Consider the following 14,042-nt stretch of genomic DNA (forward strand, 5'->3'; position numbering starts at 1 on the left):
CTGGTTCGTTGCTGTTCACTCGACCGTTCGAGGCGTCAGTCCGATGCCGAGCCGGCGCTCGGCCTCCTGAAGCTCCTCGACGGCGATGTCCATGCTCGGCTTGTCGTTCTGCCAGTCGATCAACTCCCTTTCCTCGGGGGAAATGCCGACCCGAGTCCAGAAGAACTCGAGCCAGGTCTTGGTGGCCTGCGGGTGGAGGTCGCGAATCGGCTCGACCCCGTCCGGGAACTCCTCGTTCCGGACGTCGAGCGCGAGCCTGAGCATCTCGCGCGCCTTCCCGTCCGGCGGCAGCACCGAGCACAGGACCATCAGGAACTGGATCTGGCGGACGGTCTCGATGCCCTTGTGCTTCGTCAGGTCGCTGGGCGGCTTCGGGCCAGACCTCACGGCTCACCCTCCTTGCGTTCTCGGCCGCCGGCGCGCCATTCTTCGACGCGATTCGACGGCCCGCGGACGGACATCGGATGAAACTCTGCGTGTGCGTCTCTTTACGCAGAGTGACCATAACAAGGGGTGCCGGGCTGGTCAATGGCGAGAAAGCCGGCCGCACCGACCCGTCGATATCGGAACAACGAAGCAATTCGATGGCCGATTGGATCCTTCTCGCCCGCTTTGTGAGTACCTCGCCTGGCCCCCGGGGTCAGGTTTCAGTACCCCTCGGGCACCCTTCCGCATCCCGGTTCCCGCGCCCGCCGGGACGTCGTGCGGCGACACGGGCCCCCGGTCAGCGCCACCGGAGGGCGTCGTGCGCCGCGCGAGCCGTACGCCCGGCGAAGCCGCTCGCGATCCGGCGGCCCACCTTTGCTTTCAAGGGAGAATGCCAGTTCGTCCCAAGCGATATCCCGGGCTTCGGGAAAGGGGCGGGAACGGTCCCTATGAAAACCTTCTGAAAGCCTTGGGGAAGGTAGTTGAGATCGAAGGCCCTCGGATACGGTCGCCTGATCGACAGTCTTCAGAAAGGCCGACCATGCCGGAGACCCTCTGGGGCCTGCCCGTCCACCCGCTCATCGTCCATCTTGTGGTCTTTCTGGTACCGCTGACCGTGTTGGCCGCCCTGGTGGTGGCTGTTTGGCCCAGGGCGCGTCGGCTGCTGGCCCCATGGGTTCTCGGCGTGGCCACCATCGCCCTCATAACGATTCCTCTGGCCACCGAAAGCGGCGAACATCTGGAAGAACAAGTGAGCCGGTCTTCCCTGGTGGAGGAGCACGCGGAACTGGGAGACACCCTGCTTCCCCTGATGGCCGCGCTCTGGGTGGTCCTCGCAATCATCGTCGCCGTCGACTTCTACGTCCGGCGGAAGACGGATGGGCCGCCGAGTTGGACCAGAGTGGTGATGCCGGTGGCCATGGTCCTCACGGTGGGCGCGTCGGCCGTCACCGGCGTCCAGGTGGTCCGGATCGGGCACAGCGGCGCCAAGGCGGTCTGGAGCGATGTGGGCACCGGTCAGCGCGGCTGATACGCCTTGGGCAGCCGCATGCCGCGGTCGGCCATGATCTGGCGGACGCGGTCGGGGTAATTGGTGATGACGCCGTCGACGCCCATGTCCATGAGGGCCTCGACGGTGGCGGGGTCGTCGCACGTCCAGGGGACGACCTTCAGGCCCCGGGCGTGCGCCCGCGACACCATCGACCGGTCCGGGTAGAAGCGGAAGCCGGGGTCGCCGACCTTGCCGCTCTGCGGAAAGCCGTAGTTGGGCGACAGGGCGGTGACGCCCGGGACGGCGGCGGCCGCCCTCACGAAGTCGCCTCCGTAGTCGTCGACGTCGAGGCCGCCCAGCCAGGGGGAGGCGCCGGGCCGGCCGACCTGGAGGAAGTCGTAGTTCGTCAGCGCGACCAGCGGCCGCCCCGGCGCGAGCCGGTGCATCCGCTCCAGCGCGCCCCAGTCGAAGGACTGGACGGTGACCTGCCGTTCGATCCCCGACGCGCGGATCTCCTCGAAGACCCGGCGGACGAACACCTCGCGCGGCGCGGTCTGCTCCGGCGCGCCCGCCTCGACCTTGGTCTCGATGTTGAGCTTGACCTGCTTGGCGCGGTAGCGCTTGACCAGGTCCAGCACGTCCCTGAGCTCGACCATCCGGAAACCGCGGACGACCTCCTGCTCGGGGAAGCCGGGCAGCTGCTGGTACCCGCAGTCCATGGTCTTGATCTGGGCCAGGGTCAGGTCCTTGATGTACTTGCCGACGTAGGGGTACATCGGGTCGCCGGGCGTGGCCGGCGCGGTGTCGCGGCATTTCTGGGCGCTGATCTGCCGGTCGTGGTTGACGACGACCTTCGCGTCCCTGGTGACGTGCGTGTCCAGCTCCAGGGTGCTGACGCCCAGGCGCATCGCCTTGCCGAAGCCTTCCAGCGACTCCTCGGTCGTCATGCCGATGCCGCCGCGGTGGGCCTGGAGATCGAAGTGGGTCTTCTGGGGCGGGACGCCGGGACCGCCGGCGGTCGCCGCGCGGGCGGACACCGGCGCGGCGACCGTGGACGCGAGAGCCAGACCCGTCAGGACAAGGCGCACGGACATCGAGACCTCCGTCGTTTCCGATCGACTCCCGCGACGCTAGACCGGGGCCCGGCACCCGTGGTTGACGTGGCGTGATGGCGTCATGAACACCCGGAGGCCACGAGCCGGATCACCGGGCGGTGAAGGTCAGGCCGGCGCCGCCGGCGTCGCGGGCGGAGACGAGGAACCCGCCGTCGACCGTGCGGGTGGGGGTCCCGCCGTTCTCGACGAGCGTGCGCGCGGCGGCGACGTCGTCGACCGCGATGGTCATGGCGGCCGGGTAGGACGCGGCCGGGACGGGCTCGCCTGGCAGTGCCCGCTCCGCGTCCGAGGCGCGGACGAATTCGAGGCGGCCCTCCTTCAGCTCCACCACCGTGAGGTGGCCCCGCCGATCCGGCGAGGTCTGCACAATGCCGGCGTACCGTGACACGACCGCGTCGAAGTCGGCGTCGCCGACCACGATCAGCACCGCCTCCAGGGCCCGCGCGCCGTTCGGGTGGCGCAGGTAGCGCGGTTGGTGCACGTACTCGCGGGTGAGGTGCTGGGCGATTCCGACGTATCCCTCGGGCGTCGAGCGCGGGTCGAGGTGCACGGCGCGGGCGCGCATGGTGCGGGTCCCGTCCTCGGTGTCGACGTCGCGTTCCAGGTCCAGGACGCCGGAGGTGCGCAGGCCGGCACCGGTCAGCCGCCGGTCCGCGGCCTCCGCGTCATCGGTGTCGAGGTTCAGCAGCCGGAAACCCTCGTGCCGGTCGACCATCGCCTTGGTGTGCCAGGGGTCGGGCGCGGACTCGTCCACGATGCCCAGCAGTTCGATGTAGGCCCCGCCGAACAGGGCGCACCGGTTGGCCGTGCAGCCGGGCACGGGCGGCTCCCCGGGCCGCTCGTTCAGCAGGTGGCGGGAACGGGGGCTCAGCGTGAAGCCGAGCGAGATGTAGGTGCGCTCCAGCCTGTCGAGATCGCGGACGACGATGCCGGTGTGGTGGAGACCATGGATGTCGTGGGTCATGGCGCCGATGCTGCGGCACCCGTCGGCGCCGCGTCACCGAAGAGCGCTCCGGACGCCGCGATCCGACACCGACGTACGATCTTCTGGTGGATTCGGCCACGCTCGGCGGCACCTCGCTCGGGGAGCTCGACCTGCAGCTGCTGCATGCGCTCCATCTCGACGGGCGCGCCCCGTTCAGCAGGATCGCCGAGGTCCTCGGCGTCTCCGACCGCACGGCCGCCCGCCGCTTCGCGCGTTTGCGCGCCGCCGGCGCCGCCCGGGTCACGGCCGTCCTCGACAGCCGCGGCTCCGGCCACGCCGAGTGGCTCGTCCGGCTCCGCGTGCCACCCCCCGCCGCCGCCGATCTGGCCCGGGAGCTGGCGCGGCGCCCCGACACCGCCTGGGTGACCGTGCTGTCGAGCGGCACCGAGATCGTCTTCATCGTCCGCGCTCCCGCCGGGCGCGCCGCCCCGCTGGCGGGGCTGGCCCGCCACCCGCGCATCCTCGGCGTGGAGGCGCACCGGCTGCTGCGCCACCTGATGGAGCACCGCTGGCCCGGCCGGACGTCGGCGCTCACCGGCGAGCAGGTCGCCGCGCTCCGGCCGGCGCCCGGCGGCGTCGCGGCCCCGATCGCCCTGAACGATCTCGACCGCCGGCTGCTCCCCGTCCTGGCCGCCGACGGCCGGGCCGCCTATCCGAGGCTGGCCGGCCGCGTCGGCTGGTCGGAGTCGGCGGTCCGGCGGCGCCTGGAGGAACTGCGCCGCTCCGGCGCGCTCCGCTTCGACGTCGAGGTCGATCCCGTACTGCTGGGCTTCCCGGCCCAGTGCCTGATCTGGCTGGCCGTCGCTCCGTCCCGGCTCGCCTCCACCGCCCGGGCCCTGGCCGCCGACCCCCAGGCGGCCTTCGTCGGGGCCGTCACCGGGCCGCACAATCTCCTGGTGATCGCCGTCTGCCGGGACGAGGACGCCCTCTACGCCTACCTCAGCGACCGGCTCGGATCGCTGGACGGCGTCGAGCGCGTGGAGACCGCCCCGATCACCTCGTACGCCAAGCGCGTCGCCCCGCCCACCTGACCCGCCGGGACCGGCGGGGTCAGCAGCGGCCGAGGAAGGCGGGGCGCAGCGAGCTGACCGTGTAGCCGAACTGGCCCGTGTTGCCCTTGGCGCCCACGAGCGGCTCGCGGGGGTACTTGCGGCTGTCGCCCTTGAAGCGGGCCTCGGAGTACATGCACCAGGTCTTGCCGGTGCGGTTCCAGAAGGACATGGCGTGGTCGTTGAGGCCGCCGCCGAGTTCGCTGAGGTCGCGCGCGACCTTGGCATAGGAGCCGCGCGAGCCGCGGGCGTTGGGGAGGCGCCAGATGCACATCCGGCCTTGCGGGCAGTCGGTCCAGGAGCGAAGGGTCACCGGGGCGGCCGGGGCGGCCGGGGCGCTCGCCGAGGCGGCGGACGGGGCCTGGACGAGCGCGGCCCCCGCGGCCAGGACCAGGACGGCTGGGGTCATTCGGATCGACGCCATCTGCGATCTGCCTCCCGTGTTCTTTTTGTATCCAATTGACTACCCTCTGTAGTCAGTTGGCAGTGTAACCGGCCCGCGCATGGGCTTCCAGCAGCGGAAACGCCTCCCTCTCTTCCGCGCGGCGTTCCGGCGCGCGTCCCGGCTCCGGGTTCCGGGGCGCTGCGCGGGGTTCCCTCGGCGGACCTTGCCATGGTGCGACGGTTCCGGCGGTTGTAAGATCGCCCGGACTCCGGACGGTGATCTTTAGCGCGGTCGGACGCGGCGCAGGCCAGCGCGGACGCACCGCGGATGGATCCGCGATCCGATCTCCGATGCGGCGGAGGCGATGCAGTGCCCAGTTCCATGGCGTCGGCGACGCCGTCGACACCCGGCCGCCCCCCGGCCGGTTCGGCGAGAACCCCTGTGCCGTGGAGAAGGCCTGCGCTGATGGCCGTCGACATGCGCGGGCCGGGCCCGCACCGCGAAGCCCACGGGACGAAGGAGCGGTCGTGAAGCCGGGGAAGAAGGGCGCCGAGATGATTCGCGCGCGAAGCGGCTGGTGGGCCGCGGCCGTCCTGGCCACCGTCCTGCTGCTGGCCACGCTGATGGGCGGGGGCCGGGTCGGCCTCGCCGTCGCGGCCGCCGACGGCAGCGCCTGGCTGTGGAGCCGGTCGGCGGGCGAGGTCGACCGGGTCAACCCCGACAGCGGCAAGGTGGACCAGCGCCGCGCGGTGACCGACTCCCGCGGCCACCGGGTGCAGGTCACCCAGAACGACAGGTTCCTGCTCATCCACGACCTGGACACCGGCCGCGTGTCGTCGCTCGACCTCAACGGCCTGGGCTTCTCGGGACGCCTGGACATCGGCACCCGCGGCGATCCGCACCTGGCGATGGGCTCCGACGGAGCCGCGCTGGTCGAGCGCACCACCGGTGCCGTGCGCGCGCTGGACCCGGCCACGCTGCGTCCCGTGGGCCCGGTCCTGCAGCTTCCCGGCCCGCTGGTCGGCGGCGAGTTCGACGACGCCGGCCTGCTGTGGGTGGCCGTGCCCCGGCAGGGCACCGTCATCGCCCTGAAGGTCTCCCCTCAGGGAGCCTCCGTCGTCCGCACGGCCGAGGCCGCGCCGCCCGACCACGATCTGACGATGACCGTGCTGGACCAGGGCGCCCTCGTGGTCGACCGCGGCGGGCGGGACCTGGTGGTCGCGACGGGCGACGGCACCCGCCGGGTCACCGCCCCGGTGCCGCTCACCGGCGCGATGGTGCCGGAGCGCACCCACGGCGGTCTCGCCGTGGTCACCGTGCCCGGCGCCGGCTCGGTGGTCACGCTGGGCGACGTGCGCAAGGGCGGCCCGGTCCGGTCGTTCCCGCTGACCGACCCCGTCCAGGAGCCCGCCGTGCCGTTCGCCGGCAAGGTGTACCTGCCCGTGCGGGAGACCGGCCAGGTCCGGGTCTTCGAGCCGGCGGGGCGGCAGACCGGCATGCTGTCCATGCCGGCCGGACGCGGCGACATGGAGCTCCAGGTCCGCGAGGGCAACCTGTTCGTCAACTCGCCGGGCAGCACGGACGCCCTGGTCGTCGGCGGCGACGGCGTGGCCCGCAAGGTCGGCAAGTTCCCGGGCGGGCCGGGGCGGGGCGGAGAGCGCCCGGGCAAGCCCGGCGGCGAGGCGAGCAGCCCGCCCCTGATCCCGGCGCCGCCGGCCGATCCGGTCTTCCCGGACCCGTTCGACCCGATCATTCCTCCCGAGCGCCCCGAGGCGCCCGTGCCCACCACCCCCGAAGCGCCCCCGCCCGGCCGCACGGAAACGCCCCGGCCTCCGGCGAAGCCCGGGTCGCGTACTCCAAAGCCCCGGACGCCTTCACGGACGCCCACGACGGCACCCACGACGCAGTCGCCCCCCAGGCCCACGCCCCCGACCAGGACCACGTCGCCCACGAGCAGGCCGACCACGCCCAGGCCGACCACCCCCAGGCCGACCACCCCCAAGCCGACCACCCCCAAGCCGACCCCGACCAGGCCGAAGCCCACCCCGACCAAGCCCAAGCCCACCCCGACCAAGCCGAAGCCCAAGCCCACCCAGACCCGCAACCCGTACACGCCGGCGCAGGTCTGCAACGCGACCGCGGGCGGCAACTACCAGGTCCAGCGGTCGGCGTCGTTCCCTGGTGGACGGATCTACCAGCTCTACAGCGCGTCCACCAAGAAGAACTGCGCGGTCACGATGAAGACCACGGACATCGGCAAGGGGACCAACGCCTGGATCCGCCTCCAGAGCCAGAAGGGCGGCAAGGTCGCCTCCGACAACGGCACGTTCAAGTACTACGCCGGACCGGTCTTCGTCCTGGCGCCCGGCGACTGCGTCCGGTACTCGGGCGGCGCCTCCGGCGCCAGCGCCTCGTCCGGCTGGGGCAACTGCGGCTAAGAAGGGTTACGAGTGAGCACCACGACCGCGATGCCGGCGCTGCCCGACGAGGAGGCGCTGCTGGCCGCCGCCGCCTTCGAGCGGATGGCCGCCGGCATCCAGGCGGCGGCACGCTGCGATCCCGCCACGGTGCGGCTGATCCTCACCGCGTTCGCCGCGGGCGGGCACGTCCTGCTGGAGGACCTGCCCGGCATGGGCAAGACGACGCTGGCGCGCGCGCTGGCGGCGGTGACCGGCGGGAAGATCGGCCGCGTGCAGTGCACTCCCGACCTGCTGCCCTCCGACGTCACCGGAGTGACGATCTTCAATGAGCGCAGCCGCGAGTTCGAGTTCCACCCGGGTCCGGTGTTCGCCAACGTCGTCATCGTGGACGAGATCAACCGGACCTCGCCGAAGACGCAGTCGGCGCTGCTGGAAGTGATGCAGGAAGGGCGGATCACCGTGGACGGGAAGGCGCACCCGGTGCCGCGCCCGTTCCTGGTGGTGGCCACGCAGAACCCCATCGACCTGGAGGGAACGTTCCCGCTGCCCGAGGCGCAGCTCGACCGCTTCCTGATGCGGCTGTCGCTGGGCTACCCGGGCGAGGAGGCGGAGCTGTCGCTGCTGCGCGGCTCGTCCCTGACCGAACCCGAGGACCTGGCCCCGGTGCTGATCGGCGAGGAGATGGCGCGGCTCGGCGCGGCCGCCGAGCGGGTCGCGGTCGCCGAGTCCGTGAACCAGTACGTCCTGCGGCTGGCCCAGCGCACGCGGCGGGATCCGCGGCTGCGGGCCGGCGTCTCCCTCCGGGGCTCCATCGCGCTGTGCCGGACGGCGCGGATCTACGCGCTCGCCGACGGGCGCGGGTACGTCACCCCGGACGACGTCAAGGCCCTGGCGCGGCCGGTCTGGGCCCACCGGCTGGTGCCGCTCTCGGGCGCCGCGGGCTCGGCGGAGACCGCCGAGCTGCTGGACGGCGTCCTGGCCGAAGTCCCCGTCCCGGCACCGCAGGGGAACGGCTAGACCGTGGCCGGCGGCACCCCCCGCCCCACCGTCCGCGGCTGGGCGCTGCTCGTTTCCGGAGCCGTCCTGTGCGGCGGGGGCCTCGGTCTCGGCTACCTCGCGCCGGGCCTTTTGGGGGCCCTCGCCTTCCCGGCCGTCGCGCTGGCCATGGGCCTCGCCGGCCGGCTCCCGGCCGCCCGGGTCGGCCGCCGGCTCACCGCGTCGCGGGTCCGCGCCGGAGAGTCCGTGACCGTCGTCCTGGAGGTAGCCGCGGACGGTGGCGCCCGGAGCGCCGCCGTCGCCGAGCACGTCACCGGGACCGGAGAGCCGGTCGTCCTGCCCCTGGGCCCCGCCCGCCCCGTGATCCGCTACGAGCTGACCCCGCAGCGGCGCGGTGTGGTGGAGGCGGGACCGCTCCATCTGGTCCGCACCGACCCGCTGGGGCTCGCCCGCGCCGTCCGGGCGGCCGACGACGTGCCCGTCCGGGTGCTGGTGCATCCGCGCCACCACCACCTCGTCCCCGTGCCCGCGGCCGGCGGCGGCGGCCGGGACACCTCCTCGGCGTCGGTCCGGGCCTCCGAGGGGGCCTTCGCGGGCCTGCGCGAGCACGCGCCCGGCGACGACGTGCGCCAGATCCACTGGCGGACGTCGGCGCGCCGCGGGCGCCTGATGGTCCGCGAGCACGCCGACTCCGCCGGCACGGGCATGACCGTGCTGGTCGACGACCGGTACGGCCCGGACGAGCTGGACGTCCTCGTGGAGGCCGCCGCGTCGATCGTGCGGTCTTGCCCGGACGTCCCGGTCGAGTTGCGGACGGCCGGCGGCGCGCGTTCGGCCGCGGCGGCGGGCGTCACCGCGCACCTGGACGTGCTGGCCGAGGCGGCGGCCCGCCCCGGCGCGGACTTCCCGGCCGCCTGCGCCGGGCTGCGCTCCGCCCCGACGGGCCGCGCGATCGTGCTGCTGTCCACGACGGCGGCGGACGAGGACGTCGCCGCGGCCATGCGACCGCTCGCGGCGCGGCACACCGTCTCGCTGGTCGGCCTGATCGGCCCCGGTGACGCCGGAGGCGGGGGCCTCGCGCCGCCCGCCGGGGTGCGGCTCCTGCGCGCGGCCGACGCCGCCGGGTTCGCCGAGCGGTGGAACGAGAGCAGATGGTGGGCGCGGTGACCCGGATCCGGACCGCGCTGTCGTCCGCCGCCGTGGCGCTGGCCGCCGCCGCGCCGGCGCCGCTGCTGTCGGCGGGGTACGACCGGCCCCTTCCCGTGTTCGTCGTGCTGGCGGTCACCGCGGCCCTCGCCACCGGGGTGACGTCGGCGGCGTACCGGATGCTGCGCGGAGGCGGACCCGCCGCGATCCCGGCGGGCCTGCCCGTGGCCGCGCTGTGGCTGGTCGCGCTCGCCGCCTGGGCTCCCGGGCCCGTCAGGGGGCCGGTGCCGGCCGCCGTGGACGCGGTGCTGCACTCCGGCGCCCGCATCCTGACGACCGCGCCGCAGGCTCCGGTGACCGTGGACCTGCTGGCGTTCCCGGTTGCGGCGGTCTGGCTCGCCGCGGCGATCGCGACGGTGCTGTGCCGTGACGGCCGCGTCCTGCCCGCGCTGCTGCCGGGCGTGCTGCTCCTCTGCGGGGCCGCGGCGCTGAACCCGCAGGCGGCCGGGCCCGGCTACTGGTCGGCCGCCCTGGTCGCCGCAGGCGCCGCCGCGCTGCTGGTCGCCGCACCGCGTCCCCGCCCGGACACCGCGAGCGCCGGGTTCACCGTGCGCGTACCGGACCTGGCGGGCACGGGAGCCGCGCCCGCCCGGAGCCGGCCGCGCCCGCGCACCGGTGCGGCGGTCGCGGCGGTGGCCTGCGCCGTGGCCCTGCCCGGCGCCGTCGCCGTGGTCGGCGCGTCCGGCGTGCTGACGGACTGGCCGGTGAAGGCGGCCGACCCCCGCAGGGCCGCCGAAGCCCCCGCGGCACCGACCCAGGAACGCAACCCCCTGTCCTACCTGTCGGCATGGTCCGCCGATCCCGGCGTTCCGCTGATGAACGTGTCGGGTCCGAAGACGGAGCTGCGGTGGGCCGCGCTCTCCGAGTTCACCGGGCCGACCTGGCTGCCCGACAGCACCTACCTTCCCGGCGGGGCGAACCTGCTGCCCCCCGCCGAGACCCCTCCGAGCCCGGTGCGGACGACGGTGCGCGTCTCGGTCGGCAAGCTGCCCGGCGGCTGGGTGCCGGTTCCCGGTGCCCCCGTCCGCGTGGACGGCCTCGCGGTCGAGCAGGACGAGGACTCCGGCACGCTCCTGTCCTCGGACGGCCCGGTGGCCGGGCGGACGTACTCGGCGACGGGGGACGTCCCGGAGTGGAGCGGAGCGCGGACCGCCAAAGCCGTGACGGCCTCCGGCGAGGAGGACCAGCGCTACCTCCGGTTGCCGCCCGGTGCGCCGCCGAAGCTCACGGAGATCGCCGCGAGGGCCGCCGGGGACGGCACCGCGCACCAGCGCGCGTCCCGCCTCGCCGAGTACCTGCGCAAGTCCTACACCTTCAAGCCGGGCGCCCCGGGCGGTCACGGCTACGCCGAACTCGCGAAACTGCTCGTCGCCCCGGGGCGCAAGGGCGGAGGCGCGACGTCGGAGCAGTTCGCCAGCGCGTTCGCGGTGCTGGCGAGGGCTGCCGGGCTGCCGAGCCGGGTGGCGGTCGGGTTCGGGCCGGGAATCGGCGACCGCGACCGCGTGGTCCGCACTGGCGACGCGGTGGCGTGGGGCGAGATCTACTTCCGTGACCTGGGCTGGGTGCCCTACGACCCGAACCCGCGGGCGCGCACGCCGGCGTCCGCGCCGACGCCCTCGGGGACGCAGACCGAAGAAGACGGTTCGCAGTCCGACGGTCCCGACGCCCAAGACCTCGGCGGCCGGGGCAGCGCGGGCGGCGGTGGCCGCCCCGGTTCGGGCTCCCACGAGGAGATCCTGCTCGTCCTCCCGGCGCTGGTCCTGCTGGCCTTCCTGCTCGGGACCCCGATACTGGGCGCGATCCGGTTCCGCCGGCTGCGCAAGGGCACCGCCCCCGACCGGATCCGGAGGGCCTGGATCGAGCTGCTGGTGGCGACGCGCGTCGCGGGCCTGCCCGTTCCCGCGTCCGCCACCCCCGTCGAGATGGCGGAGCGGCTCGCGAGGGAACTGCCGCGCGTCGATCCCGAACGGCTGCGCAGGGTGGGCGGGCTGATGAACGCCGCCCGCTACGGAGGCTCGGTCACCCCGGAGGACGCCGCGTTCACGGTCGCGGAGGTCCGCTCCGCGACCGTCGCGCTGCGCCGCTCCCGGCCGCTCCCGCGCCGCCTGCTGTGGTGGTGGGACCCGCGCGCGCCGCTGTGGGCGGCTCAGCCCGCCCGCTTGCCTCGGTGAGTGCAGACGGGCTTGGCGTAGGCGACCCGGTCGACGTCCAGCACGGCGACGACCGTCAGGCAGTAGTCCACGCCCGGGTTCAGGGCGAGGATCGTGGCCTTCGCCGTCCCCGCCGGCACGTTCGCCATGGTGGACGGCGTGCGCCCCACGGGGCCGCCGACCACGTAGTACGCGGCCTTGCCCCCGGTGGCGTCCTTCCAGCTGATCTCGATCGAGACCCGGCCGTCGACGATCCGCACCTGGCTCGGGCTGTACCTGGTCTCAGGCCGCACCGCCGTCGGGCTGGACGTGGGCGCCGGCGAGCCCGAGCCGGGAGCGGACGAGGCGGGAGCGGGCGAAGCGGGAGCCGACGAGGCCGGGTTCGACGCCGGAGGCGAGTCCGCACCGCGCCGCTCGGCCGACCCTGAGCCCGTCAAGAGGGAGACCGCGCTGAACACGATCGCGGCGAGCACGAGCCCCACGAGGGCCAGCAGCACGATCCTGGAACGGTTGGCCCTCGCGGGCGCCGCCTCCTGCTGCGTGAACGGCCCCTGCGGTTCCGCGAAGTGCAGCTGCTGGTCCGCGAAATCCGTGAGCGGTGCCTGCGGCTCCTCGAAGGGCACGTGCTGGTACGAGGGCTGCGCATGCTGTTCCCCGAAGGGCGCCTGCTGGTTCGTGAACGGCGCCTGAGGTCCCCCGAAGGGGGCCTGGGGCTCCGCGTAAGGCGCTTGGGGCGCCCCGAAGGGAGCCTGGGGCTCCGCGTAGGAGGCCTGCTGGTTCGCGTAGGGCGCCTGGTGGGTCGTGGCCGGTGCCGGAGGTTCCGCGAAGTGCACCTCCTGGTCCACGATGGTCGCCGGCTGTTCCGAGGCGGCGACCGGTGCCGGATCGGGTTCCGGTGCCGACTTGTCCCACGGCGCCGACGGTGCGCCCGCCACTCGGCCGTCCTGCGGAGGGGCGGCGCGGAGGCCCTCCTCCAGCGCTTCGGCGAACTCCCGCGCCGTGGGGTACCGGGCGGCCGGCTCGTTCGCCAGCGCCGTTCCGAGAGCGTTCGCGAGCCACTCCGGCACGTCGTCGCGCGGCACCCGGGGAACCGCTCCGTCCGGGGCGCGCTGCCCGTCGGCGGCGAAGGGGGCGCGCCCTGCGAGCAGGCCCCACAGGGTGGCCCCGAGCCCGTACACGTCGGACTGCGCGGTCTGCGGCTCCTGCCGCAGCGCCTCCGGAGGAGCGAATGCGGGGTTGACGCGTTCCCTGGCGACCGGTTCCAGGACGCCGTGCGCGGCGTGCGCGGCCAGTCCCCGTGCGGTGGCCGCACCGGTGAGCAGCGGCCCCGCCTCACCCCGCAGGATCCGGCCCGGACGGACGTCGCCGTGGACCAGCCCCTCGTCGTGCAGCGCCTGCAGAGCCCAGCCCGTCGAGATCGCGTATCGGACCGCGTCGCCGACCGGCATGGGCTCCGGCGCGGGCGCGCCGCCGGGGCAGTACACGGCCGCCGTGTACAGCTGCCCGGTCGTGGCGCGGCCGCTCTCCAGCACGCTCACCAGGTGATCGCTGCGGGAGGCGCGTTCGAGGGCCGCCAGTTCGTCCATCGGGGTCTCGGAACCGTCGAGGCGCACCCTGACGGCGGCCACGGCGCCGGAGTCCTCCCGCACCGCGCGATAGGTCACCGAGCCGGTGCCGCGATGGAGCATCGACAGCCCGCCGTACCCGGGGATCAGGCTCGACGAGTCATTGGCGCGGGCACCGCCGGCACCGGCGCCGGCGCCGGCGGGAGCTTCGGCGGCGCTGACCCGCAGCTCGGGCGGGGGACCGTCGGACGGCCAGGTGAACGTCGTCCCGGCGGAGGCCGGCGGCGACTCGGGCCGGGCGGCGCCGAGCAGCTCCAGCAGCTCCTTCAGCGTCAGCGGCTTGGCCGTCGCGATCACTTCCGGGGCGAAGACGTCGCCGCGCTCGGTGAAGAAGCCGTGGACGACCACGGTGTGGCCGCTCGCCGCCAGCCTGTCGGCCAGGAAGGGGACGCCGGCGCCGGGAAGGTCCTCGTCGAAGTCGGGAGCGAACAGGAACGCCGCCGGGGCGCGGACCTCGCCGCTCTTGGACAGGTCCCGGAGCCCGCTGGCGGAGGCGGCGTCGAACACGGCGGGGAAGCGCCCGGTGCCGCGCAGCCTGCGCGCGAGGTCCGGGTGCCCCGCCACGATGACGTTCGGCGTGGTGACCATCATCGCGGGCACCGGCCGGGATGGTCGGACGTCGGCACAGAGACCCTCCTCGCTGACCCGTCGATCTTAGTGCCCCATTTCTTCTAGACGTCCGCGCGCGCCGTCA

The 14,042-nt window shown here is 74.2% G+C and carries 11 protein-coding genes; 6 read left to right on the plus strand and 5 right to left on the minus strand.

The window, feature by feature from the left end; genetic code table 11:
* Positions 1-15: 15 nt before the first annotated feature.
* Complete coding sequence (locus BJY14_RS23710; protein WP_179845638.1) at positions 16-387, minus strand: DurN family substrate-assisted peptide maturase; 372 nt, start codon at positions 385-387, stop codon at positions 16-18.
* Positions 388-967: 580 nt separating this feature from the next.
* On the opposite strand from BJY14_RS23710, the gene BJY14_RS23715 reads away from it, so the two are divergent.
* A complete protein-coding gene (locus BJY14_RS23715; protein WP_179845639.1) occupies positions 968-1,456 on the plus strand; it encodes a DUF2231 domain-containing protein in 489 nt (162 codons plus the stop codon).
* Here BJY14_RS23715 and BJY14_RS23720 read toward each other — a convergent pair.
* On the minus strand, positions 1,444-2,511 hold the full coding sequence (locus tag BJY14_RS23720) for a glycerophosphodiester phosphodiesterase family protein (protein ID WP_179845640.1): 1,068 nt from the start codon (positions 2,509-2,511) through the stop codon (positions 1,444-1,446). The genes BJY14_RS23715 and BJY14_RS23720 overlap by 13 nt on opposite strands.
* Positions 2,512-2,620: 109 nt before the next feature.
* The gene (locus BJY14_RS23725; protein WP_179845641.1) at positions 2,621-3,496 is read right to left on the minus strand and encodes a VOC family protein; all 876 of its coding nucleotides are present in this window, start codon (positions 3,494-3,496) and stop codon (positions 2,621-2,623) included.
* A gap of 86 nt (positions 3,497-3,582) precedes the next feature.
* Between BJY14_RS23725 and BJY14_RS23730 the strand changes: the two genes are divergently transcribed.
* A complete protein-coding gene (locus tag BJY14_RS23730; protein ID WP_179845642.1) occupies positions 3,583-4,548 on the plus strand; it encodes an AsnC family transcriptional regulator in 966 nt (321 codons plus the stop codon).
* 19 nt (positions 4,549-4,567) lie between these two features.
* Here the strand turns inward: BJY14_RS23730 and BJY14_RS23735 are convergent, their stop codons facing one another.
* Complete coding sequence (locus BJY14_RS23735) at positions 4,568-4,990, minus strand: peptidase inhibitor family I36 protein (RefSeq protein WP_218905570.1); 423 nt, start codon at positions 4,988-4,990, stop codon at positions 4,568-4,570.
* A gap of 488 nt (positions 4,991-5,478) precedes the next feature.
* On the opposite strand from BJY14_RS23735, the gene BJY14_RS23740 reads away from it, so the two are divergent.
* The 4 genes from BJY14_RS23740 to BJY14_RS23755 are packed head-to-tail and all read left to right on the plus strand — an operon-like array spanning position 5,479 to position 11,744.
* Positions 5,479-7,389, plus strand: a complete 1,911-nt coding sequence (locus BJY14_RS23740) for an NHL repeat-containing protein (RefSeq protein ID WP_179845644.1) — start codon at positions 5,479-5,481, stop codon at positions 7,387-7,389.
* Between the two features lie 12 nt (positions 7,390-7,401).
* Positions 7,402-8,388, plus strand: a complete 987-nt coding sequence (locus tag BJY14_RS23745; RefSeq protein WP_312879373.1) for an AAA family ATPase — start codon at positions 7,402-7,404, stop codon at positions 8,386-8,388.
* 3 nt (positions 8,389-8,391) lie between these two features.
* The gene (locus tag BJY14_RS23750) at positions 8,392-9,534 is read left to right on the plus strand and encodes a DUF58 domain-containing protein (RefSeq protein ID WP_179845645.1); all 1,143 of its coding nucleotides are present in this window, start codon (positions 8,392-8,394) and stop codon (positions 9,532-9,534) included.
* Positions 9,504-11,744 carry a transglutaminase TgpA family protein gene (locus BJY14_RS23755; protein ID WP_218905571.1) on the plus strand — a complete coding sequence of 747 codons (2,241 nt, stop codon included), beginning with the start codon at positions 9,504-9,506 and terminating at the stop codon, positions 11,742-11,744. Before BJY14_RS23750 ends, BJY14_RS23755 begins: the two co-directional genes overlap by 31 nt.
* Here BJY14_RS23755 and BJY14_RS23760 read toward each other — a convergent pair.
* A complete protein-coding gene (locus BJY14_RS23760; protein ID WP_246397091.1) occupies positions 11,720-13,939 on the minus strand; it encodes a protein kinase domain-containing protein in 2,220 nt (739 codons plus the stop codon). The genes BJY14_RS23755 and BJY14_RS23760 overlap by 25 nt on opposite strands.
* Positions 13,940-14,042 lie beyond the last annotated feature (103 nt).

The sequence above is a fragment of the Actinomadura luteofluorescens genome, assembly GCF_013409365.1.
GTDB lineage: Bacteria > Actinomycetota > Actinomycetes > Streptosporangiales > Streptosporangiaceae > Spirillospora > Spirillospora luteofluorescens.

What these genes read in the sequence shown, in the direction of transcription:
- BJY14_RS23760 (WP_246397091.1), bottom strand. Translation starts at nt 13,939, where the DNA reads ATGATGGTCACCACGCCGAACGTCATCGTGGCGGGGCACCCGGACCTC.
- BJY14_RS23725 (WP_179845641.1), bottom strand. Translation starts at nt 3,496, where the DNA reads ATGACCCACGACATCCATGGTCTCCACCACACCGGCATCGTCGTCCGC.
- BJY14_RS23735 (WP_218905570.1), bottom strand. Translation starts at nt 4,990, where the DNA reads ATGGCGTCGATCCGAATGACCCCAGCCGTCCTGGTCCTGGCCGCGGGG.
- BJY14_RS23720 (WP_179845640.1), bottom strand. Translation starts at nt 2,511, where the DNA reads ATGTCCGTGCGCCTTGTCCTGACGGGTCTGGCTCTCGCGTCCACGGTC.
- BJY14_RS23715 (WP_179845639.1), top strand. Translation starts at nt 968, where the DNA reads ATGCCGGAGACCCTCTGGGGCCTGCCCGTCCACCCGCTCATCGTCCAT.